The organism is Aurantimonas sp. HBX-1 (genome assembly GCF_021391535.1).
Lineage (GTDB): Bacteria > Pseudomonadota > Alphaproteobacteria > Rhizobiales > Rhizobiaceae > Aurantimonas.
Genome location: NZ_CP090066.1, coordinates 3,581,228 through 3,607,983 on the forward strand (window position 1 = coordinate 3,581,228; position 26,756 = coordinate 3,607,983).

At 68.8% G+C, this 26,756-nt stretch carries 26 protein-coding genes; 13 read left to right on the forward strand and 13 right to left on the reverse strand.

The window, feature by feature from the left end; genetic code table 11:
- Positions 1 to 15: 15 nt before the first annotated feature.
- The 5 genes from LXB15_RS16935 to LXB15_RS16955 all read right to left on the reverse strand — a co-directional run bounded on the left by LXB15_RS16935 (position 16) and on the right by LXB15_RS16955 (position 6,207).
- Entirely contained in the window at positions 16 to 1,014 is a 999-nt protein-coding gene (locus LXB15_RS16935; RefSeq protein ID WP_233949558.1) for an ABC transporter permease, read from the reverse strand.
- Positions 1,004 to 2,518 carry a sugar ABC transporter ATP-binding protein gene (locus tag LXB15_RS16940; protein ID WP_233949559.1) on the reverse strand — a complete coding sequence of 505 codons (1,515 nt, stop codon included), beginning with the start codon at positions 2,516 to 2,518 and terminating at the stop codon, positions 1,004 to 1,006. Before LXB15_RS16940 ends, LXB15_RS16935 begins: the two co-directional genes overlap by 11 nt.
- A gap of 271 nt (positions 2,519 to 2,789) precedes the next feature.
- Entirely contained in the window at positions 2,790 to 3,971 is a 1,182-nt protein-coding gene (locus tag LXB15_RS16945) for a Gfo/Idh/MocA family protein (protein ID WP_233949560.1), read from the reverse strand.
- An 11-nt stretch (positions 3,972 to 3,982) separates the two neighbouring features.
- Positions 3,983 to 5,041: a sugar phosphate isomerase/epimerase gene (locus LXB15_RS16950; protein ID WP_233949561.1), complete on the reverse strand. Its 1,059-nt coding sequence runs from the start codon at positions 5,039 to 5,041 to the stop codon at positions 3,983 to 3,985.
- A 131-nt stretch (positions 5,042 to 5,172) separates the two neighbouring features.
- A complete protein-coding gene (locus LXB15_RS16955) occupies positions 5,173 to 6,207 on the reverse strand; it encodes a LacI family DNA-binding transcriptional regulator (RefSeq protein ID WP_233949562.1) in 1,035 nt (344 codons plus the stop codon).
- A 187-nt stretch (positions 6,208 to 6,394) separates the two neighbouring features.
- On the opposite strand from LXB15_RS16955, the gene LXB15_RS16960 reads away from it, so the two are divergent.
- Complete coding sequence (locus LXB15_RS16960; RefSeq protein WP_233949563.1) at positions 6,395 to 7,318, forward strand: aldo/keto reductase; 924 nt, start codon at positions 6,395 to 6,397, stop codon at positions 7,316 to 7,318.
- 8 nt (positions 7,319 to 7,326) lie between these two features.
- Positions 7,327 to 8,139, forward strand: coding sequence for a DUF6064 family protein (locus LXB15_RS16965; protein ID WP_233949564.1), 813 nt, complete (start codon positions 7,327 to 7,329; stop codon positions 8,137 to 8,139).
- Here the strand turns inward: LXB15_RS16965 and LXB15_RS16970 are convergent.
- A complete protein-coding gene (locus tag LXB15_RS16970; RefSeq protein WP_233949565.1) occupies positions 8,114 to 8,917 on the reverse strand; it encodes a hypothetical protein in 804 nt (267 codons plus the stop codon). The genes LXB15_RS16965 and LXB15_RS16970 overlap by 26 nt on opposite strands.
- A gap of 253 nt (positions 8,918 to 9,170) precedes the next feature.
- On the opposite strand from LXB15_RS16970, the gene LXB15_RS16975 reads away from it, so the two are divergent.
- Positions 9,171 to 11,072 (forward strand): AMP-binding protein, encoded by a 1,902-nt coding sequence (locus LXB15_RS16975; protein WP_233949566.1) that lies wholly within the window; start codon positions 9,171 to 9,173, stop codon positions 11,070 to 11,072.
- Positions 11,073 to 11,075: 3 nt separating this feature from the next.
- Here the strand turns inward: LXB15_RS16975 and LXB15_RS16980 are convergent, their stop codons facing one another.
- Entirely contained in the window at positions 11,076 to 11,642 is a 567-nt protein-coding gene (locus LXB15_RS16980) for a histidine phosphatase family protein (RefSeq protein ID WP_233949567.1), read from the reverse strand.
- A 200-nt stretch (positions 11,643 to 11,842) separates the two neighbouring features.
- Between LXB15_RS16980 and argB the strand changes: the two genes are divergently transcribed.
- Complete coding sequence (gene argB, locus LXB15_RS16985) at positions 11,843 to 12,739, forward strand: acetylglutamate kinase (protein ID WP_233949568.1); 897 nt, start codon at positions 11,843 to 11,845, stop codon at positions 12,737 to 12,739.
- 3 nt (positions 12,740 to 12,742) lie between these two features.
- Here the strand turns inward: argB and LXB15_RS16990 are convergent, their stop codons facing one another.
- Positions 12,743 to 13,645, reverse strand: a complete 903-nt coding sequence (locus tag LXB15_RS16990) for a DMT family transporter (protein WP_233949569.1) — start codon at positions 13,643 to 13,645, stop codon at positions 12,743 to 12,745.
- Between the two features lie 88 nt (positions 13,646 to 13,733).
- Between LXB15_RS16990 and LXB15_RS16995 the strand changes: the two genes are divergently transcribed.
- Positions 13,734 to 14,453 (forward strand): pyrimidine 5'-nucleotidase, encoded by a 720-nt coding sequence (locus tag LXB15_RS16995; RefSeq protein WP_233949570.1) that lies wholly within the window; start codon positions 13,734 to 13,736, stop codon positions 14,451 to 14,453.
- Positions 14,454 to 14,497: 44 nt separating this feature from the next.
- Here the strand turns inward: LXB15_RS16995 and LXB15_RS17000 are convergent, their stop codons facing one another.
- The 3 genes from LXB15_RS17000 to LXB15_RS17010 all read right to left on the reverse strand — a co-directional run bounded on the left by LXB15_RS17000 (position 14,498) and on the right by LXB15_RS17010 (position 17,789).
- Positions 14,498 to 14,830, reverse strand: coding sequence for a hypothetical protein (locus tag LXB15_RS17000; protein WP_233949571.1), 333 nt, complete (start codon positions 14,828 to 14,830; stop codon positions 14,498 to 14,500).
- A gap of 100 nt (positions 14,831 to 14,930) precedes the next feature.
- Positions 14,931 to 16,454: a serine protease gene (locus LXB15_RS17005; protein WP_233949572.1), complete on the reverse strand. Its 1,524-nt coding sequence runs from the start codon at positions 16,452 to 16,454 to the stop codon at positions 14,931 to 14,933.
- 162 nt (positions 16,455 to 16,616) lie between these two features.
- Positions 16,617 to 17,789: a DNA recombination protein RmuC gene (locus tag LXB15_RS17010; protein WP_233949573.1), complete on the reverse strand. Its 1,173-nt coding sequence runs from the start codon at positions 17,787 to 17,789 to the stop codon at positions 16,617 to 16,619.
- Between the two features lie 140 nt (positions 17,790 to 17,929).
- On the opposite strand from LXB15_RS17010, the gene def reads away from it, so the two are divergent.
- The 7 genes from def to ehuA all read left to right on the forward strand — a co-directional run bounded on the left by def (position 17,930) and on the right by ehuA (position 23,705).
- Complete coding sequence (def, locus tag LXB15_RS17015; RefSeq protein WP_233949574.1) at positions 17,930 to 18,448, forward strand: peptide deformylase; 519 nt, start codon at positions 17,930 to 17,932, stop codon at positions 18,446 to 18,448.
- 3 nt (positions 18,449 to 18,451) lie between these two features.
- The gene (gene fmt, locus LXB15_RS17020; RefSeq protein ID WP_233949575.1) at positions 18,452 to 19,420 is read left to right on the forward strand and encodes a methionyl-tRNA formyltransferase; all 969 of its coding nucleotides are present in this window, start codon (positions 18,452 to 18,454) and stop codon (positions 19,418 to 19,420) included.
- A gap of 92 nt (positions 19,421 to 19,512) precedes the next feature.
- Positions 19,513 to 20,328: a tRNA pseudouridine(38-40) synthase TruA gene (gene truA / locus LXB15_RS17025; RefSeq protein ID WP_233949576.1), complete on the forward strand. Its 816-nt coding sequence runs from the start codon at positions 19,513 to 19,515 to the stop codon at positions 20,326 to 20,328.
- Between the two features lie 270 nt (positions 20,329 to 20,598).
- Positions 20,599 to 21,462 (forward strand): ectoine/hydroxyectoine ABC transporter substrate-binding protein EhuB, encoded by an 864-nt coding sequence (gene ehuB / locus LXB15_RS17030; RefSeq protein ID WP_233949577.1) that lies wholly within the window; start codon positions 20,599 to 20,601, stop codon positions 21,460 to 21,462.
- A 102-nt stretch (positions 21,463 to 21,564) separates the two neighbouring features.
- Positions 21,565 to 22,236 carry an ectoine/hydroxyectoine ABC transporter permease subunit EhuC gene (ehuC, locus tag LXB15_RS17035; protein WP_233949578.1) on the forward strand — a complete coding sequence of 224 codons (672 nt, stop codon included), beginning with the start codon at positions 21,565 to 21,567 and terminating at the stop codon, positions 22,234 to 22,236.
- A gap of 3 nt (positions 22,237 to 22,239) precedes the next feature.
- Positions 22,240 to 22,932 (forward strand): ectoine/hydroxyectoine ABC transporter permease subunit EhuD, encoded by a 693-nt coding sequence (ehuD, locus tag LXB15_RS17040; RefSeq protein WP_233949579.1) that lies wholly within the window; start codon positions 22,240 to 22,242, stop codon positions 22,930 to 22,932.
- Complete coding sequence (ehuA, locus tag LXB15_RS17045; RefSeq protein WP_233949580.1) at positions 22,929 to 23,705, forward strand: ectoine/hydroxyectoine ABC transporter ATP-binding protein EhuA; 777 nt, start codon at positions 22,929 to 22,931, stop codon at positions 23,703 to 23,705. The genes ehuD and ehuA overlap by 4 nt, the downstream gene beginning before the upstream one ends.
- 9 nt (positions 23,706 to 23,714) lie before the next feature.
- On the opposite strand, the gene LXB15_RS17050 is transcribed toward ehuA, so the two are convergent.
- Both LXB15_RS17050 and dapE read right to left on the reverse strand, forming a co-directional pair.
- Complete coding sequence (locus LXB15_RS17050) at positions 23,715 to 24,305, reverse strand: hypothetical protein (RefSeq protein WP_233949581.1); 591 nt, start codon at positions 24,303 to 24,305, stop codon at positions 23,715 to 23,717.
- A gap of 4 nt (positions 24,306 to 24,309) precedes the next feature.
- Complete coding sequence (gene dapE / locus LXB15_RS17055) at positions 24,310 to 25,503, reverse strand: succinyl-diaminopimelate desuccinylase (RefSeq protein ID WP_233949582.1); 1,194 nt, start codon at positions 25,501 to 25,503, stop codon at positions 24,310 to 24,312.
- A gap of 155 nt (positions 25,504 to 25,658) precedes the next feature.
- Between dapE and LXB15_RS17060 the strand changes: the two genes are divergently transcribed.
- Positions 25,659 to 26,738: a lytic transglycosylase domain-containing protein gene (locus tag LXB15_RS17060; RefSeq protein WP_233949583.1), complete on the forward strand. Its 1,080-nt coding sequence runs from the start codon at positions 25,659 to 25,661 to the stop codon at positions 26,736 to 26,738.
- The last annotated feature ends 18 nt before the right edge of the window (positions 26,739 to 26,756 follow it).

The window sequence follows — 26,756 nt, forward strand, 5'->3', positions numbered from 1 at the left end:
TGTTGCGACGCGAATTCAAGCCGCGCCTTTTCGGCCGCGCTGCAAGACGACGGCCAGAATGATGATGACGCCCTGGATCGCCCCGTTGAGATAGGGGCTGACGAGGTCGGTCAGATTGAGGATGTTGTCGATCAGGCTGAGGATCACGACGCCGACGACGGTGCCCCAGACGCGGCCGAAGCCGCCCTTCAGCACCGTGCCGCCGATGATCACCGCGGCGATCGCTTCCAGCTCCCACAGGATGCCGGTGGTCGAAGAGGCCGAGCCGAGGCGCGGCACGTACATGATCGTCGCGATGCCGACGAGCATGCCCTGCAGCATGTAGGTGGCGAGCCGCACCCGATCGACATGGATCGCCGAGTAGCGCGCCACCTGGGCGTTCGAGCCGACCGCCGCGGCATGCCGCCCGTAGGCGGTCTTGCGCATGACGATCTCGCCGGCGATGGCGACCAGCGCGAAGACGATGATCGGCCAGGCGACGCCCGCGACGCCGCCGTAATAGACCGGCCGGTAGACCTCGCGCAGCTCGAAGTTCAGCGACAGCGTGCCGCCGTCGGCGAGCCAGACGACCAGCGAGCGGAAGATGCCGAGCGTGCCGAGCGTCACGATGAACGCCTCGATCCGCCCGGCGGTGATCAGGATGCCGTTGAGGAATCCGGCGGCAAGGCCCATCAGCAGGCAGGCCGCCATCCCGACGATGATCGTGTTCCAGCCGATGCCGAGCACCGGCGCTAGGGCATTGAGGATGATGATGGTGATGCCGGCGAGGAAGGCCGCCATCGAGCCGACCGACAGGTCGAGCCCGCCGATGGTGATGACGAAGGTCGCGCCCACCGCGATAATGCCGATGAAGGCCGAGCGGGCGAGCACGTTGGTGACGTTGCCGGAAGACAGGAACTGGTCGTTCAGCGACATGCCGAGGACCACCAGCACCACGAGGGCGATCAGCGGCCCGAGGACGTGGAAGTCGAGCCCCTTGCGAGGCTTGGCGACCGAACCCGCTTCAACCGACATGCGATGCACTTCCTTCCAGTCCCATGGCCCGGCGGACGATGGCCTCCTCGGTCACCTCGTCACCGGCCACCTCGCCGTTCAGCCGGCCCGAGCGCATGACGATGACCCGGTGGCAGAGCCCGATCACCTCCGACATCTCGGACGAGATGACGATGACCGCCCGCCCTTCGGCGGCCAGCTGGTGGATGAAATTATAGATCTGCTGCTTGGTGCCGATGTCGATGCCGCGGGTCGGCTCGTCGAGGATGACAATCTGCGGCTCGACCAGCATGGTCTTGGCCAGCAGCAGCTTCTGCTGGTTGCCGCCGGAGAGGTTGCCGACCGGGATCGTGCGCGAGCCGGTGCGGATGTCGAAGCGCTTGATCGCCGCATCCAGCGCCTGGTCCTCGGCCTTCTCGTCGACGAAGATGCCGGTGAAACGGTCGAGGCCGAGCAGCGTCAGGTTCTCGCGCATGCCGTAGCCGAGCAGCAGGCCGCAGCCCTTGCGGTCCTCGGTGAGGTAGCCGATCCCGTGCCCGGTCGCGTCCTTCGGGCTGCGGATTCGCACCGTGGCGCCGTTCCGCTGGATCGTGCCGGTGGCGGGGCGCAGCCCCATGATGCCTTCCATCAGCTCGGTGCGCCCGGCGCCGACGAGGCCGGCGAAGCCGAGGATTTCGCCGCGCCTGAGGTCGAAGCTGGCCGTCTCGACATGGCCGGGCACCGAGAAGTTGCGGACTGAGAGGACGATCTCGGCCGCGGCATCCGGATCCTTGTGCGGGAAGAGATCGCTCAGCTGGCGGCCGACCATCAGCTCGGCCATGCGGTCGGGCGACATCTCGGCGACCGGTGCATCGGCGACGAAGCTGCCGTCGCGCAGGACGGTCACCTCGTCGGCGACGCGGGCGATCTCGTCGAGCTTGTGCGAGGTGTAGAGGATGGCGACGCCGTCGGCCTTCAGCCGGTCGATCTGCGCGAACAGCACCTCCGCCTCGCGCAAAGTCAGCACCGCCGTCGGCTCGTCCATGATCAGGACTCGCGCGTTCCGCGCCAGCGCCTTGGCGATCTCGACCATCTGCTTCTGCGACACCGACAGCTGCGACACCGGCAGCCGGGTGTCGATCGGCGTGCCGAGCTCGCGAAGGAGCTGCCCGGCCTTCTCCCGCATCGCCTTCCAGTCGAGGAAGAAGCCCTTCTTGATCTCCCGGCCGAGGAAGATGTTGGCCTCCGCCGAGAGCTGTTCGGCGAGATTGAACTCCTGGTGGATCAGCACGATCCCGGCATGTTCGGCGGCCTCGCTGTCGGCGAAGTCGACGGCCTTGCCGTTCAAGAGGATCTCGCCGCCGGTCGGCTTCTGGTAACCCGCCAGGCACTTCATCAGCGTCGACTTGCCGGCGCCGTTCTCGCCGACCAGCGCATGCACCTCGCCCGGCCGCAGCGCGAAGTCGATGCCGTGCAGCACCTCGACCGGCCCGAACGATTTTCGCACGCCGCGCGCTTCGAGGATGGGAGAAGGTCGGGCTGTCATTGCGAGAGCCCCCCGGCGCCGACGGCGCAGGACGAAGCGCCCTCTCCCCCCTTGAGGAGGAGAAAGTCTTTTCGCGGAATTGGACCGGGCGAAGCACGGTCCAAACCGCTGAAAAGACAAGAGAGGGGTTGGGGACCTATGCCGCCGCTCGCGCCCTCGAAGAAAGGCGCGATCGCCCCTCGCTTGCGATTTCCATCGCCTGGTGCCTGTGGCCCCAAGACGATGCGATCGCCTTCTCCCCCGCAAGGGGAGAGAGGGGCAGCGGCGGGTTTCACAGCGCCACCCATGCGCCATCCTGCTTCGAAGAGGCCACGCAGGCCTCGATGAAGGCGAGGCCGTCGATGCCGTCCTCGATCGTCGGCAGCGCCAGGCCCTCCGGCGGGGCCCGGCCTTCGTCGGCGGCGCGGATCAGCTCGGCGGCCTCGGCGTAGATCGTCGCGAAGCCCTCGAGATAGCCTTCCGGGTGGCCGGCGGGCAGGCGCGACACAGCGGTCGAGGCGGCATTCGCGCCGGCGCCGTTACGGGTCAAAAGCCGCTTCGGCTCGCCGAGCGGGGTGAACCAGAGCTTGTTCGGCTCTTCCTGGCACCATTCCAGCCCGCCCTTGTCGCCATAGACGCGCAGCGTCAGGCCGTTCTCGTTACCGACCGCGACCTGGCTCGCCCAGAGCATGCCCTTCGCGGCCGTTCCCCCTTTGGCTGCAAAGCGCAGCAGCATCGAAGCGTTGTCGTCGAGCCGGCGGCCTTCGACGAAGGAGGAGAGGTCGGCCGACAGCCGCTCGACCTTCAGGCCGGTGACGAAACAGGCGAGGTTGTGGGCGTGGGTGCCGATATCGCCGATCGCCCCGCCGGCGCCGGCCTTTTCCGGATCGACGCGCCAGCCGGCCTGCTTGGAGCCGGTATCCTCGGTGCGGCCGGCAAGCCAGTCCTGGGCATATTCCGCGACGACGACGCGGATATTACCCAGTTCGCCCGCCGCCACCATCGCCCGCGCCTGCCGGATCATCGGATAGCCGGTGTAGTTGTGCGTCAGCACGAAGACCTTGCCCGACGCGCTGGCGATCGCCGCCAGATCGCGCGCCTCGGCCAGCGTCGTCGTCATCGGCTTGTCGCAGATGACGTGGAAGCCGGCCTCGAGGAAGGTCTTCGCCACCGGGAAATGCATGTGGTTCGGCGTGACGATCGCCACCGCCTCGATGCCATCCTCGCGGGCCTTCTCGGCCGTCGCCATGTCCTCGTAGGAGCCGTAGCTGCGCGCCGGGTCGAGGCCGATCTCGGCGGCCGACGCCTTGGCCTTCTCCGGCGTCGACGACAGCGCGCCGGCGACCAGCTCGAACCGGTCGTCGATGCGGGCGGCGATGCGGTGCACGCCGCCGATGAAGGCGCCCTGCCCGCCGCCGACCATGCCGTAGCGGATCCGCCGCGCGTGGGTCTCGTCGCGTCCTTCGATAGCCATGCCGTCCTCCCTCAGCCGCCGATGCCGAGCATGCGGCGGTTCGCCGCCTCGTCGGTGCCGCCGGAAGCGAAATCGTCGAAGGCCTTGTCGGTGACCTCGATGATGTGCGCGGCGATGAACGGCGCGCCCTCGGCCGCGCCCTGCTCCGGCGACTTCAGGCAGCACTCCCACTCCAGCACCGCCCAGGAATCGTAGTCGTGCTCGGCGAGCTTGGAAAAGATGCCCGCGAAATCCACCTGGCCGTCGCCCAGCGAACGGAAGCGCCCCGCCCGCTTCACCCAGGGCTGATAGCCGGAATAGACGCCCTGCCGGCCGGTCGGGTTGAACTCGGCGTCCTTGACGTGGAAGGCGCAGATCCGCTCGTGATAGATGTCGATGAACTCGAGGTAATCGAGCTGCTGCAGCACGAAATGCGACGGGTCGTAGTTGATCTGGCAGCGCGGATGATTGCCGCAGGCTTCGAGGAACATCTCGAAGGTGGCACCGTCGAAGACGTCCTCGCCCGGATGGATCTCGTAGCCGACGTCACAGCCGGCCGCGTCGAACGCGTCGAGGATCGGCACCCAGCGCTTCGCCAGTTCCTCAAAGGCGGTGTCGATCAGGCCGGCCGGGCGCTGCGGCCAGGGATAGAGGAACGGCCAGGCGAGCGCGCCCGGGAACGTCACGTGGCTGGTGAAGCCGAAATTCGCCGAGGCCTTCGCCGCCAGCTTCATCTGCTCCACTGCCCAGGCCTGCCGGGCGGTCGGGTTGCCGCGCACTTCCGGCGCGGCAAAGCCGTCGAAAGCCTCGTCGAAGGCCGGATGCACGGCGACCAGCTGGCCTTGGAGATGGGTCGACAGATCGGTGATCTCGACGCCGGCGTCGCGGCAGATGCCAGTGATCTCGTCGCAATAGTTCTTCGAGTCGGCGGCCTTCTTCAGGTCGATCAGCCGCGCGTCCCAGGTCGGGATCTGGACGCCCTTGTAGCCATGGCCGGCGGCCCAGCCGGCAATCGATTTCAGATCGTTGAACGGCGCCGTATCGCCGGCGAACTGGGCGAGGAAAATTCCCGGCCCCTTCATCGTCTTCATGCTTGCCCTCCCAGGCGCCTGTCCATCGGCCGCGCGACCGGTATCCTCCCCGGGCGCCACGCAGGCCCGGACCCTCGCACAGGCCATCAGGGTTTTGAAGTGCGTAGCTCAAAAAATTGCATGGCCGCGGCTCAGGGCAGGTTCTCGCGCAGGAAGATGTCGATGCGGATCCGCTCCTGCTCGGCGATGATCGCCTCGTCGAGGCCGCGCGACAGCAGCAGCCGCGCCGCCGAGCGCGCCTCGTGTCCGGGATTCTGCGCGATCACCGCGTCGGCGGTGCCCGAGAGCAGTAATTCGCGCGACAGCGGCGTCAGCTCATGCGCGACGAAGACGAGACGCGGCGTCTTGCGCGCGGCCTTGAGCGCATTCGCGACGCCCTGGTTGCCGGCGCCGGCATTGTAGAGCGCCACGAGATCCGGGTGGGCCTTCAGGAGATCGCGGACGGCGGCCTCGGCGAGATCGCGGTCGTCGCGCATCTCCATCACCGGCAGGATGCGCAGGCCCGGAAACTCCCGGCCGAGCAGCTGCGAGAAGCCGAAGCAGCGCTCCATGTGGTCGCGCAGCGACAGCGACCCGACCAGCACGCCGACGCTGCCGGTGCGGCCGGCCAGGAAGCGGCCCACCAGCATGGCGGCGGTGCGGCCGGCGGCGCTGTTGTCGATGCCGACGAAGCGCAGGCGCCGCGAGGCCGGCACGTCCGAGACCAGCGTCACCACCGGCACGCCGTCGGCGACCAGCCGGTCGATGGCGGCGCGCACCAGCGGATCGTCGAGCGCCACCACCGCGACGCCGTCATAGGCGCGCGGCAGCTCGTCGAGGGCGGTCGCTAAGGCCTGCGGGTCGAAGACGTCGACCTGGACGCGGTCGACGAAGGCACGGCTGCGCGCCAGCCAGTCGCCCATCGTGGCGATGTGGGAGGCGAGATCCTCCATGAAGGCGTTGGTGCCGGTCGGTAGGACGAAGCAGAAGCGGTGCCGCGACCGTCGTGCGAGGCCCGCCGCCAGCGGATCCGGCCGGTAGTGCAGCCGGGCCATCGCCTCACGCACCTTGGCGACGGTCTTGGCCTTGACGTTGGGCCGCCCGTTGATGACGCGGTCGACCGTGGCACGCGACACACCGGCCTCGCGGGCGACGTCGACCAGGGTGCTGTGGGGGCGGTCCTCCATGCGGCGGACGCTAGCCGCAATTGGTTGAGCTACGCAACTCAAAACCGGACGGCGGCGATGCCCCACCACCCGGCCCGCGGTCTGCGGTCAAATGCTGTTGATCGGACAATCAGGGTCCTGGCTGCAACCGGGCGGGCCGGGCGCGGTTGGACCTGCGATGGATATTTGTGCGGCAAGGGAGACGAGAATGACGACGATGGACCGACGACGCTTCATCGGCGGCGCGGCAGCCGGCGCCGCGGCGCTGGCCATCGCGCCGCATGTCGCCCATGCGCAGGCGCAGCCACCTTTGGCCAGGCGCATCCCGTCATCCGGGGTCGCGCTGCCGGTCATCGGCCTCGGCACCTGGATCACCTTCAATGTCGGCAACGATCCGGCCGCCCTGGCGCAGCGCACCGACGTGATGCGCGCCTTCTTCGAGATGGGCGGCGGGATGATCGACTCTTCCCCGATGTACGGCTCGGCGCAGGCGACGGTCGGCCACGGCCTGCGCGAGATCGGGATACCGGAAACACTGTTTGCCGCCGACAAGGTCTGGACCTCCGACGCCGACGACGGGCCGTCGCAGATCGCGGAAACGCAGGCGCTCTGGGGCGTGCCGCGCTTCGGGCTGCTGCAGGTGCACAACCTCCTCGGCTGGGAGGGCCATCTCGAGACGCTCGAGGCAATGAAGGCGGAAGGGCGCATCGGCCATGTCGGCATCACCACCTCGCATGGCCGCCGGCACGACGAGGTGGAGGCGATCATGCGCCAGCGGCCGATCGACTTCGTCCAGCTGACCTACAACATGGCCGACCGGGAGGCCGAGGCCCGGCTCCTGCCGCTCGCCGCCGAGCGCGGCATCGCGGTGATCGCCAACCGGCCGTTCCGCCAGGGCGCGCTGGTCGATGCGGTGCAAAGCGCGCCGCTGCCGGCCGTCGCGGCCGAGATCGGCGCGGCGAACTGGCCGCAGTTCCTGCTGAAGTTCATCGTCTCGCACCCTGCCGTCACCGTCGCGATCCCGGCAACGCGGCGCGTCGAGCATCTGCGCGAAAACATGGGCGCGGCGCACGGGCCGATGCCGGATCCGGCGCTGCGGGCGGAGATGGCGCGCGCCTTCGAGAGCCTGTAAGCCCAACCATGCTCGATGATCTGACGACCTACCGGCTCCAGGACTTTCTGCTGTTCGACGCGGCCACCTATGAGGGGCTGTTCGCCCAGATGAACGGCGCGTTCTGGCTGTTGCCGGCGGCGACCGTCCTGTCCGGTCTTGCAACGCTCGTGGCCATCCGGATGAAACTCCGGGCCGCCATGCGCATCGCCGCGGCGGTGATGGCCGCCGCCTTCACGCTCTCGGCCACGCTGTTCTTCCTCGGCGTCTACGCGACGATCAACTGGGCCGCCGTCTATCCGGCGTGGCTGTTCTACGGCCAGGCCGCGCTGCTCGTTCTGGTCGGGACCCTTGCGGGGCGTCTCGACCCGCTGGTCGACCGGAATTCGCCGCGCTCCCTGGTCGCCACGATCGTCACGATGCACACGCTGCTCATCCATCCGCTGGTGGCGTCCGCCACCGGCCGCGAATTCGACGGCCTCGAATGGTTCGGCCTCGCCCCCGACCCGACGGCCATGGCGGCGCTCGGCCTCCTCGCCTTCAGCCGCTCGCGCTGGCGCTTCCTGCTGGCCCTCGCGCCCATCCTGTGGCTGACGGTCAGCTTCCTGACGCTGTGGACGCTGGAGCTCGATGGCCAGGCGGTCGTGCTCGCGGCCGGCACCGTGCTGGGAATCGTGGCGCTGTCGATGCCGGCGTCGTCGCGGGCGGGCCGATCCTCCGGCCCAACAGACGCCGAGCGCCCGGTGGCCGCGGCGCCCCGCCCTGATGACCGGAGCCGGCGCTCCGTTCCCGCGACGCTGGTGCCGAGCGCCCCGGTCAGAAGCGGTACCAGACGGCGCTGATCAGCCCCCGTTCCCGCAAGGCGTTTTGGCCGGCGACGGTGGCGAAGCCGCCCGCCTGCAGCGACCAGCGGTCGTTGAGGTCGTAGACCAGCGAGCCTTGCGCCTTGTGATAGGCGTAGGAGTCGCCGTCGCTGCCGGCCGAGACCGTCGAGAAGCTCTGGGCCAGCAGCACGATGTCGTCCCACGGCCTGATCCCGAAGGTGACGTCGAGCCGGACCTCGTCGGGACCGTCGCCGAGTGCCAGACGATAGCCGGCCTGGGTATCGACGAAGGCGGGATAGTCGCCGAGCGAAAAGCCGTAGCCCGCCAGCAGTCGCGGCTCGATCTGCGGCGCCGTCCAGTCGAGGCCGGCAAAGCCCTCGTCGCCCACGGCCTGCGCGCGTTCCAGCCGTGCCGACAGCTGGCCGGAGACGACGACGCCGTCCGCCTCGAAGAGGCGCAGGCGCGCGCCGAGCGAGGCGTCGAAGACCGATGGCCGCGCGGCCGGCAGGTCGCCGTCGCGTTCGCTGCCGATCTCGCCGGAGCCGATAAGCGTCAGGCTGTCGGTGAGGCCATACTCCAGCAGCAGGCTGACCGTGCCCTTCTCGAAATCCGGCCGCTCGGTGACGGCCGAGTGCGCGTCGAAGACGCTGTCGGCGGTCGAGTAGAGACCGGTGATGATCGCTTGGCCGGTTCCCTCCGGCAGCGTCCAGGCGCCCGCCAAGGCACCGGTCGGCCAGCACGCGGCCGCGACGATCAGCGCCTGCCTGGCCCAATGCCCACCCGTTCGACGCGACATCAGCCGGCACCGCCCACAACCTGAACGGGGAGTCATGCTGCCGCGGTTGCAGCACCCTGGCAACGGCAAACGCTGCACTGAGCAGCTGTAGCTTTCCTTACGGAAGCTGGTGTCGCTTTCCGGTGACTCCGGCGCTTCGCAGCCGCCGCTTGCTGATGCGAAAGCAGCAGTTCCGTTCCGCCGGGCGGACCGCTAGATTGCGGCCGACGGCCCAGACCGGCGGCAAGCCGGCGAAGCCCCGGGGAGGAACCGCATGACCAGCCGCTACCACGAGACCTATGCCGCCTGGCGCCGCGACCCGGAAGGCTTCTGGCTCGCCGCCGCGGAGGATCTCGTCTGGACGAAGAAGCCGACCGTCGCCTTCGACCCCGCCGCCGGCGTTTACGGGCGCTGGTTCCCGGACGGCGAAGGCAATACCTGCTTCAACGCCCTCGACCGGCACGTCGAGGCGGGGCGCGGCGACGCCATCGCGGTGATCCACGATTCCGCCATCACCGGGCGGCAGCGGCACATCAGCTATCGCGACCTCCTGCGCGAGGTGCAGGCGCTCGCCGGCTCGCTCGGCGAACTCGGCGTCGGCAAGGGCGACCGGGTGATCATCTACATGCCGATGGTGCCTGAGGCGATCGTCAGCATGCTCGCCTGCGCGCGGATCGGGGCGATCCATTCGGTGGTGTTCGGCGGCTTTGCCGCGCCGGAACTGGCGGCCCGGATCGACGACGCGGCGCCGAAGGTGATCCTGTCGGCTTCCTGCGGCCTCGAGCCGACCCGCAAGGTCGAATACAAGCCGCTGCTCGACCGGGCGATCGGGATTGCCGCGCACAAGGTGTCGGCGACGATCATCCTGCAGCGGCCGGAGCTCGAATGCAGCATGGTGGCAGGGCGCGACCACGACTGGGCGGAACTGCGCGAGGCGGGGCTCGCGGCGCTCGACGCCGGCCGCGCCGCGACCTGCGTGGCGGTCAAGGCGACCGACCCGCTCTACGTCCTCTACACTTCCGGTACCACCGGCAAGCCGAAGGGCGTGGTGCGGGACCACGGCGGCACCATGGTCTCGCTGTTCTGGTCGATGCAGGCGATCTTCGACACTGACCGGGGCGAGACCTTCTTCTGCGCCTCCGACGTCGGCTGGGTGGTCGGCCATTGCTACATCGTCTACGGGCCGCTGCTGCGCGGGGCGACGAGCATCCTCTACGAGGGCAAGCCGGTCGGCACCCCGGATGCCGGCGCCTTCTGGCGCGTGATTTCCGAGCATGGCGCCAAGGCGCTGTTCACCGCCCCCACGGCGATCCGCGGCATCCGCAAGGAGGATCCGGAGGGCGAACTGCCGGCCCATTACGACCTGTCGAAATTCGAGGCGCTGTTTCTCGCCGGCGAGCGCGCCGATCCGGAGACGCTGATCTGGGCGGAAAACGCGCTCGACCGACCGGTGATCGACCATTGGTGGCAGACCGAATCCGGCTGGCCGATCGCCGCCAACCCGAAGGGGCTCGGCCTGCTGCCGGTCAAGCGCGGCAGCCCGGGCGTTGCCATGCCGGGCTTCGACATCCGGGTGCTCGACGCATCCGGCAACGAGGTCGCCGCCAACGAGATGGGCGCCATCGTGCTGAAGCTGCCGCTGCCGCCCGGCGCCCTGCCCAGCCTGTGGAACGCCGACGACCGGTTCCGGGAGAGCTATCTCGCGGCGTTCCCCGGCTATTATTCGACGTCCGACGCCGGCTTCATCGATGAGGAGGGCTATGTCTACGTCATGGGCCGTACCGACGACGTCATCAACGTCGCCGGGCACCGCCTCTCCACCGGCGAGATGGAGGAGGCGGTGGGCGGCCATCCGGCGGTGGCCGAATGCGCCGTCATCGGCATGCGCGACGAGCTGAAGGGCGAACTGCCCTGTGGCTTCGTCGTCCTGAAGAACGCCAACCGCCAGGACCGCGCGGAGATCGAGCGCGAGCTCGTCGCCCTGGTGCGCGACCGGATCGGGCCGGTGGCGGCCTTCAAGCGGGTCATCGTGGTGGATCGGCTGCCGAAGACCCGCTCGGGCAAGATCCTGCGGCGCACGATGAAGGCGATCGTCGACCGCGACGAATTCGACATGCCGGCGACGATCGAGGATCCGGGCGCGATCGACGACGTGAAGCGGGCGGTCGAGAGCTGACCGCTAGCCAGACGGAATACGCCCGGCGACGCGGATCGCGCCGTCCGGGCCGAGCGCCACCAGCACGATCTCTCCCGACGCCGGGAAGATGCCGGTGAGCGCGGTGATGTTCACCTGGTGCGTGACCATCACCGCCTTCCGCCCGGCCGCGTCGAGCGCTGCCAGCCGCGATTTCAGCGCGTCCGTCCGGTCGGCGGCCGCCCGGCGCTCCTGGAAGAACGAGTCGAGCGCCGGCTCGGCCGTCACCGGGCCGACCGCGAGCAGTTCGGCCGTCTCGCGGGCCCGGCACCAGCGGCTGGTGAGCACGGCATCGACGGCGACGCCGTTGTCGCGGATGCGCCCGCCGATCTGGCGGGCCTGCGCGCGCCCTTCGTCCGAGAGATTGCGCTGGGTGGCGCAGTCCCCGAGCACGAATTCCGCCGGGTCCCCGGTCCCGGGGGCCAGCGCATGGCGCATCAGGATGTGCGCGCCCGGCGCCTTCGCCGCGGGCCAGGCGTCCTGCGCCGACGCCGGCAACGCCGCGAGCATGGCCAAGGCGCAGAACGCGAAGCGGAGGAGAATGATCGGCATGCAGCGTCTCCGGATGGCTCTCCACTCCAACTGGACCACGCGCGCCATCCCGCCAGCCCGCCGCCCCCGACCAGATCGCCGCGCGACACTCCGGCGCAGCCTGCGGGCGGCGCAACGCCCGCGGCGGGCCGAGGCCTGTTTCGCTCCCCGCCGTTTCCGGCTAGAAGCCGCCGGCACGCCATAAGCAGGGCAGACTTTCCATGACCCAAGCCTCCACCGACAACGGCGAGACCCGCGCCCGGGTACTCGCCGAGGCCCTGCCCTTCATGCAGGCCTACGAGAACAAGACCGTGGTCGTGAAATATGGCGGCCACGCCATGGGCGATCCCGAGCTCGGCAAGGCCTTCGCCCGCGACATCGCGCTGCTCAAGCAGTCCGGCATCAACCCGATCGTGGTGCATGGCGGCGGCCCGCAGATCGGCCGCATGCTCACCCAGCTCGGCATCGAATCGCGCTTCGAGGGCGGCCTGCGCGTCACCGACGAGGAGACGGTGAAGATCGTCGAGATGGTCCTCGCCGGCTCGATCAACAAGGAGATCGTCGCGCTGATCAACGCCGAGGGCGAGTGGGCGATCGGGCTCTGCGGCAAGGACGGCAACATGGTCTTCGCCGAGAAGGCGCGGAAGACCGTGGTCGACCCCGATTCCAACATCGAGCGGGTGATCGATCTCGGCTTCGTCGGCGAGCCCGTCGAGGTCGACCGGACGCTTCTCGACCTCCTGGCGCGCTCCGAGATGATCCCGGTGATCGCGCCCGTCGCGCCCGGCCGCGACGGCGCCACCTACAACATCAACGCCGACACGTTTGCCGGCGCCATCGCCGGCGCGCTGCAGGCCTCGCGGCTCTTGTTCCTCACCGACGTGCCGGGCGTCCTCGACCGCAACGGCCAGCTGATCAAGGAACTGTCGGTCGCCGAGGCGCGCAGCCTGATCCGCGAAGGCACGATCTCCGGCGGCATGATCCCCAAGGTCGAGACCTGCATCGAGGCGATCGACCGCGGCGTCGACGGGGTGGTCATCCTCAACGGCAAGACCCGCCACGCGGTGCTGCTGGAACTGCTGACCGAGCACGGGGCCGGCACGCTGATCGTCCGCTGACCGTCAGCTCGCCGCGCCGAGCAGGGTGATGAGCGAGGCGGCGATGACCAGACAGCCGACGAGCTCGAGCCGGGCGATCTTCTCGCGGAACCAGAACACCGACGAGGCGAAGGTGAAGACCAGCTCGATCTGGCCGAGCGCCCTGACATACGCGACCTTCTCCAGCGTCATCGCGGTGAACCAGCCGGCCGAGCCGGTGACGCCGACGAGCCCGACCAGCAGCGCCGGCCGCCACGCGCGTGCGACGGCGGCGAGTTCCAGGGGATCGCGCAGCAGCATCCAGGCGAGCATCACCAGCGTCTGGATGCCGGTGGCGAAGACCAGGGTCGTCGCCGCCCTTATCAGCACCCCGCCGTCGTCCAGCGACAGCGACGCGCCGCGGAAACAGACGGCAGAGACGCCGAATAGCGCCCCCGACAGGATGCCGATCCCGGCCTCGCGCGAGAACAGCGCCTTGCCGATCTTCACGTCGCCGCGCCCCGCCACCGAGATCAGCGCCACGCCGAAGGCACCGGCAAGGATCGCCGCGAAGGCGAGCCACGTCACAGTCTCCCCGAGCAGGATCAGGCCGAAGATCGCCGCCTGCACCGGCTCGGTCTTGGAATAGGCGGTGCCGACCATGAAGTTGCGGAAGGCGAAGAGATAGACGAGCAGGAAGGTGGCGAGCACCTGCGCCACGCCGCCGACCGTGACGGCCAGGAGGAAGGCGGGGTTCGGCGCCGGCATGGCGAGGCCGCCGATACGATGCAGCGCCAGCAGATACAGGACGGCGAAGGGAAAGCCGAAGCCGAAGCGGGCGAAGGTGGCGCCCGTCGAGCCCATCCGTCCCTTCAGCTGCCGCTGCAGGCTGGAGCGCAGGTTTTGCAGGAAGGCGGCGGCGATGGTAATGGGGATCCAGAGCGGCACGGCGGACCTGTCAGGTTGGGCTCATACACCCGCTCCACCATTCGGCGACGCTTGGCAAGGCCGCCTTAGCTTCTCACCCCCGGATCACATGACCGAACAGACAACCATCCGCCAGACGGCCGAGGCGACGCCTCAGGATTTCGCCCATGTGCGCGACTGGGTGTTCGACCTCGACAACACGCTCTATCCGCGCCACTCGAACCTGTTCTCGCAGATCGACCTGCGGATGACCGAGTTCGTTGCCGAGTTCCTGTCGCTGCCGCCGGAAGAGGCCCGCATCGTCCAGAAGGATTTCTACCGCCGCTACGGCACCACGCTGCGCGGCCTGATGCAGGAGCACGACGTCGATCCGGACGCGTTCCTGCAATATGTCCACGACATCGACTATTCCTGGATCGACCCCGATCCCAGCCTCGGCGACGAGATCAAGGCGCTGCCCGGCCGCAAGTTCATCTTCACCAACGGCGACCGCGGCCATGCCGAGCGGGCGGCGCGCCAGCTCGGCATTCTCGACCATTTCGAGGATATCTTCGATCTGGTCGCGGCCGGTCTCGTGCCGAAGCCGGCGAGCGAGACCTACGACAAGTTCATGGGGCTGCACCGGGTCGAGGCGTCCCGCGCGGCGATGTTCGAGGATCTGGCACGCAACCTCGTGGTCCCGAAGGCGCTCGGCATGCAGACCGTGCTGATCGTGCCGCACAATCTCGAAGAGACCTTCGGCGAGATCTGGGAGCACGAGGGCCGCGAGGGCGAGCACATCGACTACGTCACCGACGATCTGAAGACGTTCCTGCGCTCGATCCGCTGATCAGCGGCTGACGCCAACGGCGGACCGTTCCGCCGCCAGCCGTGTCACTCACCGAGCAGCGAGCGATCGCGCCGGGCGAGCCCCTTGTCCGCCTCGTCCGTGGCGCTGCGATGGTCCGGCTCGACGGAGCGGTCGCCGGCGTCGCCGCCATTCTGTTCGAGGATCGATGCCATCTGCTCCTGGCCATTCGGCGCAAGGCCGGCCTTTGCGCGTTCGCGGTCGCGGCGGCTCTGCGTGTCGCTGTCGCTACGACCGGCAGTCTCACGGGTCTCATCCGGGGCGATGTGTTCCGGCGTGTCCTTGTCCTGCTGACTGCGGATCAGTGTCGAGTCGGAAGGCTGGTCTGCTTGGCCTGACATGGTCTGCTCCGTCTGCATCGGGGATTGCTTCATTGCGGAGCAACGGGTGACGGAACGAGCCGTTCCGCGAAACGGTACCGCTTGTCAGGATGCGACGTGTCGGAGGGAAGCCGGCGGCTCAGCCGCCGACGCAGATGACCGGGAAGATCGAGTCCTTCACCTCGGCCGTGGCGTCCGGCACGCTGGCGAGCGGCTCTGCCGGGTCGGCCTCTTCGTAGTCGATGCCGTTGGCCTCGAGGAAGGCCGTGGCGGCGCCCGGACGGATGGCGAAGTTGATCGACTGCGGGATGTCGCCGGTGGCGTCGGCCACCGCGACGGCGTTCAGCTTGGCGGTCACGACGCCGACGACGCGGCCGGCGAGGTCGACAAGCGGGCCACCGGAATTGCCCGGCTGGACCGGGGCCGAGATCTGCAGATAGCGCTCGTCGTTCATCAGGCCGAGCAGCGAGGAAACGTTGCCGCGGGTGACGTTGAGGGAATCGGCGAGGATCGAGCGAAGCGGGAAGCCGAGGGCGAGGATGTCCTCGCCGAGACGCGGCTTCTCGACCGAGATCTCCAGCGGCTCACCGATGGCCCGGTCGACCTTGATCAGCGCGAGATCGTTCGTCGGATCGATGATCGTCCGCGACACGACATCGCTCTGGCCGACGAGGACCTTCGTGCAGGCGTTGACGACATGAGCGTTGGTCAGGAGCCAGCCGTCGCGCGACACGACGAAGCCCGATCCCGCCATGTCGAAGGCCGGGGCTTCCTGCGGCACTGCCTCGCCCGGCACCTCGAAGAGGTTCGGCTGGGTGGGGTCGATGGAAGCCATCGCGTACTGCGCGTCGGCGGCCCCACCAATGCCCTGCTCGCGCTTGCGCGCCAGCAGCGAGGAGAAGGCATTCGGCTGGTTGGCGGCCACCATCGGCGCCTGCGGCTCTGCGGCGAAAGGATCGAACAGGTTGGCGGCAACGACGACATAGGGCGCGATACGGCTGGCCTCGTCAGCCTCGTACGAGACCGCGAAGCCCCTGAGGTCGCCGCCGCGGCCGGCAAAGCGCATGTAGTAGCTGCGACCGGCATCGCTGCCGCGAACGACGAACCACTCGCCGCCGAAGGTGGCGTCGGCGACGGTACGGTCGTCGGTGGGCTCGCTCAGCACTTCGAAGAGGCCGTTCAGCGTCTGGCCGGTGTCGGCGATGCGGATCGTCTCGATCTCGATGGACTCGTCGGCGGAGCGCCAGACATTGCCGACCTCGGTCTCGCCGCGATCCTCGGCCAGCGCCAGGGGCAGCAGGAGCCGCGCGCCGGTCGTGCCGTCATCGACGAGCGTGGCGCCGAGGCGCGCCTGCGCTTCGTCGGAGAGGGTGACCAGCAGCTTCAGCATCGGCTCGTCGATGATGCCGGAAGCGACCATGCCGTGGCGTGCCTGGAAGTCGCGGATGGCACGCAGCGACGACGCGCCGATCTCGCCATCGAAGGCGCCGGCGTAGTCGCCCGTCCAGGCAAGCCGCGTCTGCAGGCCCTTGCGGAACGCGGCGTCGGTCTGCTGGTTGTAAGCGGAGATCAGTTCGAAGGACTGTGCGCCGGCCACATGCGCGACCACCGGCGTCGTCGCCAGTGCCATCGCTGCAATAAGAACCCGGGCCCGGCGCCACATGTCATCCCCCTTTGACCAAACGGTGACAGCCCAAGTAACGCGGCTCTTTCCGTTTGGTTGCGACGAGGATTTACTTTTTCTTAAGACGGTTGCGTATGCAATTTTCCGTGTGCCGATGCGCTCACGCGAAGTTGAATGCGGGCGAGTGCTTCGCCGCGACTCTCAAAGGGTGGCGCTCCGGTGCGGCAGGGGCTCGAGGCCGCCCTCATCGCCCAGTCCGACGGCCTCGATCCGCTCGCCGCGCCGCATCAGCTTGTCGGTCGAGACGAGGATCTGGTCGATGTCGCGGCCGGCCTGGCCGAAATGCCCCTTCAGCGCCGTCACGCGGGCGTCGAGACGGGCGAGGTCTTCGGCGAGCAGCCGCACTTCCTGCTGGATGCGGCCGGCCTCGGCCCGCATGCGCGAGTCCTTGAGGATCGCCTGGACGACCTGGATCGACAGGAGCAGCAGCGACGGCGAGACGATCACCACCCGGGCGCGGTGCGCCTTCTGCACCACGTCCTCGAAATGCTCGTGGAGGTCGGCGAACACCGCCTCGGACGGCACGAACAGGAAGGCGGTGTCCTGGGTCTCGCCGGGGATCAGGTATTTCTCGGCGATCGCCTTCACATGCACGTCCATGTCGCGCCGCATCCGGCTTGCGGCGAAGGCCCGCGCATCGTCGGTGGCCGCCTCGCGCAGCGCCGAGAAAGCCTCCAGCGGAAACTTCGCGTCGATGGCGAGGCCGGGCGCGCCGTTCGGCATGCGGATCAGGCAGTCGACCCGCTTGCCGTTGGAGAGCGTCGCCTGGAAGGAATAGGCCGCGCTCGGCAGCGCGTCGGCAACGATCGCCTGCATGCGCCCCTCGCCGAAGGCGCCGCGCGACTGCTTGTTGGCGAGGATATCCTGCAGCCGCACCACCTCGCCGGCAAGCCCCCTGATCTCCCCCTGCGCCCGGTCGATGACCGCCAGCCGCTCGGCGAGCGCCGAGAGCGAGGCCTTGGTGTCGTGAGTGGTCTGGAGGATCGACTGGCCGACCCGGGAGGACAGCCCGTCGAACCGCTCGGCTAGCGTGCGGGTGAGATCGGCCTGCCGCGCGCCGAAGATCTCGGCCATGGTCTGCATCCGGCCGGTGATCTCGGCCTGCGATTGCAGCACCGCGTCGAGCCGGTCGGCCGCTTCCGCCTCCCGCTCGGCCGCCTCCCCCGCCCGTCCGGCACGGCGGGCGGCGCCGCGCCAGAGGACGAAGAAGAGGAGGGCGAGAGCGGCCAAGGCGATCTCGGTCGGCAGGATCGGATGGCCGAACAGGTTGCCGAGCGGGCGGGCGATGAAGTCGGCGAAAGCGGCACTGTCCATGTCGCGACCCTAGCGGCGATTCGTAAACGAATCGGACCAAAACAGGAACATCCTGTCACGCGCGTCGAATCCCGGCCAGCGCATCGCCGGCAGGCGCCGGCGCGATTGACCGGCCCCGCGCCAGCGATTACCTGAGCGCCATGACGATCCGACCCCTCATCATCCTTCCCGATCCGGTCCTGCGCCAGGCCTCCAGGCCGGTCGAGCGCGTCGACGCAGCGCTCAAGAGCCTCGCCGACGACATGCTGGCGACGATGTACGACGCGCCCGGCATCGGCCTCGCCGCCATCCAGGTGGGCGAGCCGCTGCGGCTGCTGGTCATCGACGTCGCCAAGGAGGACGAGGAGAAGACGCCGCGCGTCTATCTCAACCCGGAGATCCTCGCCCAGTCGGACGCGGTGAACGTCTACGAGGAAGGCTGCCTGTCGATCCCGGACTACTATGCCGAGGTCGAGCGGCCGGCCGAGGTGACGGTCCGCTATCTCGGTCTCGACGGCAAGCTGCACGAGGAGAAGGCCGACGGCATCCTCGCCACCTGCCTGCAGCACGAGATCGACCATCTCAACGGCGTCCTGTTCATCGACCACATCTCCAAGCTGAAGCGCGACATGGTGGTGAAGAAGTTCACCAAGGCGGCGGCCCGCAAGACGACGGCCTGAGCGATGGCGCTGCGCGTCGGCTTCATGGGCACGCCCGCCTTCGCGGTGCCGACGCTGCAGGCGATCGTCGCGGCCGGGCATGAGGTGGCGGCGGTCTACACCCAGCCGCCGCGCCGGGCCGGCCGCCGTGGCCTGACCCTCACCCCCTCGCCGGTCCAGTTGGCGGCGGAGCGCCTGGGACTCGCTGTGCGCAGCCCGATCAATTTCCGCGACCCGGCCGATGTCGAAGCCTTCGAGGCGCTCGGTCTCGATGTCGGCGTGGTCGTCGCCTACGGCCTGCTCTTGCCGCAGGAGATCCTCGACGCGCCCCGCTTCGGCTGCCTCAACGGCCACGGTTCGCTGCTGCCGCGCTGGCGCGGCGCGGCGCCGATCCAGCGCGCGATCGAGGCCGGCGACGCCGTCACCGGCATGATGGTGATGCGGATGGAAGCCGGGCTCGACACCGGCCCGGTGGCGCTCACCGCCGAAACGCCGATCTGCGAGGCCGAGACGGCGGGCGAGCTGCACGACCGGCTGGCCGAAATGGCGGCTTCGCTGATGGTCGAGGCGCTGGCCAAGCTCGAGGCCGGCACGCTGACCTTCGAGGACCAGGACGCGCTGGCGGCACGCACCGGCCGCGAGCCGGTCTATGCCCGCAAGCTGACCAAGGCCGAGGCGGCGATCGACTTCGGCGGCGATGCGGAAAGCATCGCGCGCAAGATCAACGCCTTCGCGCCGGCGCCGGGGGCGTTCGTCGAAATGGCGCTCGCCGGCGCGTCGGAGCGGGTGAAGATCCTTCGGGCGAGGGCCGAAACGGGCTCGGGCGTCGCCGGCACCACGCTCGACGACCGGCTGCTCGTCGCCTGCGGCACCGGCGCGGTTCGGCTTCTGGAACTGCAGCGGCCGGGCGGCAAGCCGATGCCGGCCGAGGAATGGCTGCGCGGCTCGCCGTTCGCCGCCGGAACCCGGCTGGTCGCCGCCAGCGGCACGTAGCGGAAGGACGGCGCCGTGCCCCGGTACCGTCCGGCGCGGGTCCCATGTAGGACAGGATCGCTTCGCATGCCGCAAAGGGCGAATTGCCGCTGATGCCCCGATACAAGCTCACCATCGAATATGACGGCACGCCTTATTGCGGCTGGCAGCGCCAGAAGGCCGACCTGTCGGTGCAGGAGGAGATCGAGCGGGCGGTGGCGGGGTTTACGGGCGAGGCGGCGACGCTGTTCGGCGCCGGCCGCACCGACGCCGGGGTGCATGCGACCGGACAGGTGGCGCATCTCGATCTGGCCCGCGACTGGGAGACGGACGTGGTGCGCGACGCGCTGAACGCGCATCTGCGCGACAAGCCGGTGGCGATCCTCGCGGTCGAGCGCGTCGGCGAGGATTTCGACGCCCGCTTCTCCGCCCGCCAACGGCATTATCTCTACCGCATCTTCAACCGCCGCGCCCCGCCGGCCCTGCTGGCCGGACGGGTCTGGTGGGTATCGCGGCCGCTCGACGTGGGCGCCATGCACGCGGCGGCGCAGCGGCTCGTCGGCACGCATGATTTCGACACGTTCCGCTCGGCGCACTGCCAGGCGAAGAACCCGATCCGCACGCTGGAACAGCTGGACGTCGTCCGCGGCCCGGAAGACGAGATCCACATCCACGCGAGGGCCCAGTCCTTCCTGCACAACCAGATCCGCTCCTTCGCCGGCACGCTGAAGCTGGTCGGGGAAGGGCGCTGGAGCGAGGCGGACCTCGTCGCCGCGCTGGAAGCGCGCGACCGCACGCGCTGCGGCCCGGTGGCACCGCCGGACGGGCTGTACCTGACGCAGATCACCTACGGCACCGCGCCAAAGCGGACCCTGCCGCCCTATCCGCCGGCAGGCGGCGAGGCCGGGACGGAGCCCCCCGGCAAATAATCCGGCGAAACGCCCCGCTGCCTTTTATCCCAAGGGGATAGGCACCGGCTGCCGCACCCGTTTGCCTCCATATTGCCGCCTTTCTGACACCGGGCGGTTGAAAAACATCTCAAAGCATATATTCTGCCCCTCTCAATCGAAGCCAGAATGACCGGCGCCGCGACGGCTGATCGGACGATATATTCTGCGCTGACCCACCGTTCCCCGATGCACCTGTCGAACAGGTTTGCAGGTTTTCCGGCCGGGACGACTGTCCAAGATGGAGTCATCATGACGAATATTCTTCGCAATAGCCTTCTCTCGACCGTGGTTTCCGCGGCTGTTCTTGTAACCGGCGCCGCCTCGGCGGCCTCGCTGGCCGAAATCAAGGAAAGCGGCACGGTCCGGATCGCGGTCGCCAACGAAATTCCCTACGGCTACATGGACATGAGTGGCGAGGCCAAGGGTGCCGGACCGGACGTCGCGCGGCATGTCTTCGAGCAGATGGGCATCGACGACATCGAATGGACGAGCACGAACTTCTCGTCGCTGATCCCCGGCCTGCGCGCCGACCGCTTCGACGTCGCGGCCGCCGAGATGGCCGTGCTGCCGGACCGCTGCCAGAGCGTGATCTACTCCGAGCCCAACAGCTCCTACGGCGAGGGTCTGCTCGTCGCCGCTGGCAATCCCAAGGATCTGCACAGCTACGGCGCCTTTGCCGAGGGCGACGGCAAGGTGGCGATCATGGCCGGCGCCGACCAGCTGGAAATGCTGCAGAAGCTCGGTGTTCCAGAAGACCGCATGGTGACGATCTCCAGCAATGCGGATGCGATCTCCACCGTGTCGACCGGCCGCGCCGATGCCTATGCCGCCACCAGCCTGACGGTCAGCGAACTGGCCGGCAAGGATGACGGCGTGGAAAGCGCCGGCTCGTTCGAGGATCCGGTGATCGACGGGGAGGAAGTCCGCAGCTGGGGCGCCTTCGCCTTCGCCAGCGACTCCACCGAGCTGCGCGACGCCTTCAACGAAGAGCTGACGAAGTTCAAGCAGACCGACGAGTGGCGCGAGATCCTCGCGGGCTACGGCTTCTCCGAGGCCGACATCAAGGGCTCCGGCCAGCGCACGACGCAGGAACTCTGCGACGCCTCCAGCTAACAGCTGGGTTCAGACAGAATTGGGGCGCTGGCGGGCAAAAGCTCGCCGGCGCATTTCGGTCGTCCGTCAGGATCGGCCACCGGCCGGTTGGAACACTGACGCATGGAATGGTTAGCCTATCTCGGGCCGCTCGCTGAAGGCGCCCTCGTCACCGCGCAGATCGCGGTCGCCTCGATGCTGCTGGGCGCGGCATTTGCGTTCATCTTCGGGATTGGCCGGCTGTCGCGGGTGGGGGTGCTCCGCTGGCTGTCGATCTCGTACATCGAGATCTTCCGCGGAACGTCGCTGCTGGTGCAGCTGTTCTGGCTGTATTTCGCGCTGCCGCTGGCGGGCGAGGCCGCCGGCATCGACCTGCGCTTCGATCCCGTCACCGTCGGTATCCTCGCCCTGGCGCTGAACATCGGCGCCTACGGGGCGGAAGTCGTCCGCGGCGCGCTGCAGGCGGTGCACGGCGACCAGTTCGAGGCCGCCAAGGCGCTCAACTTCACCGACCGCCAGGCGATGTGGCGTATCGCCCTGCCGCAGGCGATCCCGGAGATGATGCCGACCTTCGGCAATCTCGCGGTCCAGAACCTCAAGGATACCGCTCTGGTATCGCTGATCAGCCTTGCGGACCTCGCCTTCCGGGCCGAGCAGATCCGCAATTTCACCCAGGACAGCGTCACGGTCTACTCGCTGGTGCTGCTGATGTATTTCGGCATGGCGCTGGTGCTTGCCGGGCTCATGAAGCTGCTCGAGCGCTCGGTCGGGCGCTGGCGCCGGACGGGAGTGTAGGCCATGCTGTTCGGATACGAATGGGACACCTCCGGCGGCCTCGCCTTCGCGGTGTCGATCCTGCCGATCCTGCTCTGGGGCATGCTCGTCACGCTGCAGGCGACGGCGCTCGGCTTCGTCATCGCGCTGGTCCTCGGACTGGTCCTCGCCGTGCTCAAGGCCGCCCCGACGCGGCTGATCGCCTGGCCGGCCAAGGCGATCGCCGAATTCCTGCGCGACACACCCCTCTTGGTGCAGCTGTTCTTCCTCTATTACGTCCTGCCGGAGTTCGGCATCGTGCTGCCGGCCTTCATGACCGGCGCGCTGGCGCTGGGGCTGCAGTACAGCGCCTATATTTCCGAGGTCTATCGCGCCGGGCTCGAGGCGGTCGACCACGGCCAGCACGAGGCGAGCCGCGCGCTGAACATGGCCTCCGGCCGCACCTTCAGCCGGATTGTGCTGCCGCAGGCGATCCCGCGGGTGGTGCCGGCGCTCGGCAACTATCTCGTCTCGATGATGAAGGACGTGCCGATCCTGTCCGTCGTCACCGTGCTGGAGATGCTCAACGTCGCCAAGATCATCGGCGACCGGACCTTCAACTACCTGATCCCGCTGTCGATGGTCGGCGGTCTCTACCTCATCCTGACGCTCATCGCCGCCGCCGGCGTGCGGGCGCTCGACATGAACCTGCCGAAGAGGGGGCTGCCGCTCCGATGACCCAGCCGATCATTGAATTCGAAAACGTCGTCAAGCGCTTCGGGCCGGTCACGGTGCTCGACGGGCTGAACTTCAGCGTCCAGCCCGGCGAGAAGGTGACGATCATCGGCCCGTCCGGGTCGGGCAAGTCGACGGTGCTGCGCATCCTGATGACGCTGGAGACGATCGACGAGGGCATCGTGCGGGTCGAGGGCGAGCCGCTGTGGCACGAGGAGAGCGGCGGCGAGCTGAAGCCGGCGGGCGAGGCGCATCTGCGCCACATGCGCGAGAAGCTCGGCATGGTGTTCCAGAACTTCAACCTGTTCCCGCACATGACGGTGCGGCGCAATCTCACCGAGGCGCCGCGCACCGTGCTCGGCCTGCCGAAGGGCGAGGCCAACGACCGGGCCGAGGAACTGCTCGACATGGTCGGCCTGGTCGACCAGGCCGACAAGTTTCCCGGCCAGCTCTCCGGCGGCCAGCAGCAGCGCGTCGGCATCGCCCGGGCGCTGGCGATGCGGCCGAAGGTCATGCTGTTCGACGAGCCGACCTCGGCGCTCGATCCCGAACTCGTCGGCGACGTCCTCAACGTCATCCGCCAGCTCGCCGAGGAGCACGACCTCACCATGCTGCTGGTGACCCACGAGATGCGCTTCGCGCGCGAGATCTCCGACCGGATCCTGTTCTTCGACGGTGGCACGATCTGCGAGGAAGGCACGCCCGCGACGATCTTCGGCGAGCCGAAGGAGGAGCGCACGCGCGAATTCCTCAAGGCGGTGCTCGACCCCGCCTGACCGTTTCGGTCAGACCAGCGGCACGCCGGTGAGGTCCATGACCGCGCCGTAGCTGACCAGCGACGAGACCACCATCAGCGCCGTCACCGCCGACGCGCCGCCGAGGTCCTTGCCGGTGGCGACATAGATCAGCCGCACCGTCAGCCCGATCGAGGCGAGGCTGACGATGACGCCGAGCAGCGCCGTCGCTTCGCTCGCGCCCAGCAGCAGGAGCAGCATCCAGTAGGGCGCGAAGGCCCAGGACAGCAGCGCCCCGCCCCAGTTGGTCGCCACCACCACCGGCACGATCTTCTTCGAATAGCCGATGCGCTTGGCCACCAGCATCAGCACGACGATCGGCAGCAGCCAGCCGGTGACGTCGGCGAGCGCGTGCGCGGCATAGATCGTCATCGCGCCGGTCTCGGCGACCGGGCCGTCGCGCTCGACCGCCTCGTACTCGATCCAGGACAGCGCGATCGGCGGCAGCGCCACGACGATGGCGGAGAAGGACTGCCAGAAGCCGTCGGCCGACAGGTCGAGGCGCCGCAGCCCCTCGCTCTTCCCGCTCATCAGCAGCAACGCGCCGGAAAAGAACCGCAGCACGTCGTCGAAACTCGGCATCAGATCAGGGGCGGGCGGCAAACCAGCGGGTGATGAAGGCTTCATAGACCTGCGTCAGTCCTTCGAGATCGACCAGAGCAACCCGCTCATTGGCCATGTGCATCGTCTTCCCGACAAGCCCGAATTCGACGACCGGACAACAATCTTTGATGAAGCGGGCGTCGGACGTGCCGCCGGAGGTCGACAGTTCGGGCGTCCGCCCGGTCACTTCGGCGATCGCCGCCGTCAGCGACTGCGTCAATGCATCGTCGCGCGTCACGAAGGCGTCGGCCGGCCGCTCGCGCCAGACGGTCTCCACCGAAGCGGCGGCGCGCCCCGGCCGCAGCGGCGAGGCGCCGGCCGCCAGATCGATCCGGCGCTGCAGTTCCTGCGCTAGGGTTTCGGGGGTCCAGCGATCGTTGAAGCGGACGTTGAAATAGAGCCGCGCCCGCGCCGGGATGACGTTGACCGACGGGTTGCCGGTGTCGATCGAGGTGATCTCGAGATTCGACGCCGGGAAGCGGTCCGTCCCCTGGTCGAGCGGCTCGGCCATCAGCGCCTCGGCGATGGCGACGATGGCGCGCACCGGGTTGTCGGCGAGATCGGGATAGGCGACGTGGCCCTGGACCCCGGTCACCCTCACCTCCCCCGACAGCGAGCCGCGACGGCCGATCTTGATCATGTCGCCCAGCGCGGCGCGGTTGGTCGGCTCGCCGACGACGCAGGCGTCGAAGCGCTCGCCGCGCTCGGCCGCCCAGGCCAGCAGCTTCACCGTGCCGTTCACCGCCGGCCCCTCCTCGTCGCCGGTGATCAGCAGCGAGATCCGGCCGGGCGGCAGTTCGCCGCGACGCTCCAGCCGCGCCACGGCGGCGACGAAGGCGGCGATGCCGCCCTTCATGTCGACGGCGCCGCGCCCGATCATCTCGCCGTCGACGATCTCGGCGGCGAACGGATCGTGATGCCAGTCGCCGCGCTCGCCCGGCGGGACGACGTCGGTGTGGCCGGCGAAGACCAGGTGCGATCCCGCCTCACCCCTGCGGGCGAAGAGGTTCTCGACGTCCGGCGTGCCGGCCTCGCTGAACACCGGGCGCGCGACGGCGAAGCCGAGCGGCGAGACCATCGCGGCGAGCGTGGCCAGCGACCCAGCCTCCTGCGGCGTGACGGAGGGGCAGCGGATCAGTTCGGCGAGGACGGCGGAGGGATCGGTGATATCGGTCATGCACCCCAGATAGCCGAGATGATGCGGGCTTGCCACAGATGCCGGGGGACTTGCGCGCGCCCTGGTTCTCCCGGACTTTGTGGCGGCAGTGCCACGTTTCCGCCGCGTTCCCGGCGGAAACGCTGAGCCGGGGACAACTGCCGCGAGGGGACTGCATGGGATCGGGAGATCGGGCCGCCATCGGCGCGCAACGGCTACGTCTGTTGCCGCTCGCCGGCATCGCAGCGTTGATGGCGCTTTCCGGCTGCATCGCCGACGGGCCAGGGGGTTCGCCGCTGGCGCTGGGGGCCGCCGCCACCGAGGCGGACGCGACCGAAGACACCAAGACCGCCGAGGCCACTCCTGCTGCCGCACCGTCCGACAAGGACGTCAAGATCGCCGCACGCGAAGCCCGCCAGGCCGCCGAGACCGGCACGATCTCGGGCAGCGCCGCGCTCGACCAGCTGATCGAGAAGCACGCGATCCAAGCCGGCATTCCGCCCGCGCTCGCCTATGCCGTGGTCCGGGTCGAAAGCCGCTACAATCCCAAGGCCAAGGGCGCCGGCGGCGTCTACGGGCTCAGCCAGATCAAGCCCGCGACGGCGCGCAGCATGGGTTTTGCCGGATCGCCCAGCGATCTGCTCGATGCCGACACCAATCTCACCTACGGCATGAAATACCTGAAGGGCGCCTGGGAACAGGGCGGCCATGACGTCTGCAAGACGTCGATGAAATACAAGGGCGGCCACCGCACCACCCGCATGAGCCAGTCGGCGGCGCGCTACTGCTCGGCGGTGAAGGCCCATATGGCCGAGGTCAACAAGCGGCGCGGCGTGGCTGCGCCGGCCGAGGCGGCACCCGCCGAGGAAAAGGGCCTGCTCGGCACGATGATCGCCGCGATCCAGCCGACGCCGGCTGCCGCGAAGGAAAAGCCAGCCGCGACGGCGCCTTCCGTCAAGGTCGAGGCCAAACCGGCCGAAGCCACCGCCACGGCGTCGGCCGCGGCACCGGCGAAGACGCCGGCAGAGGCCGCCGTCGCGACGGCCCTCGCGCCGACGGAAAAGACCGTGGTTCCCTCCCTGCCCGCGTCCGCTCCAGCGACCGAGGTCGCCGCTGTGGCGGCACCGTCGGCCGAGAAGGGTGGCCGGGTCGCCGAAGTGACCGAAAAAGCCGGGATCGACGACGCGGCGCTGGCAGCCCGCATGGGCTTCGACGAGGAAGTCGTGCCGCTGCTTCGCGGCGCCGACGCGCAGTAACACCAGGACAGGGTGACG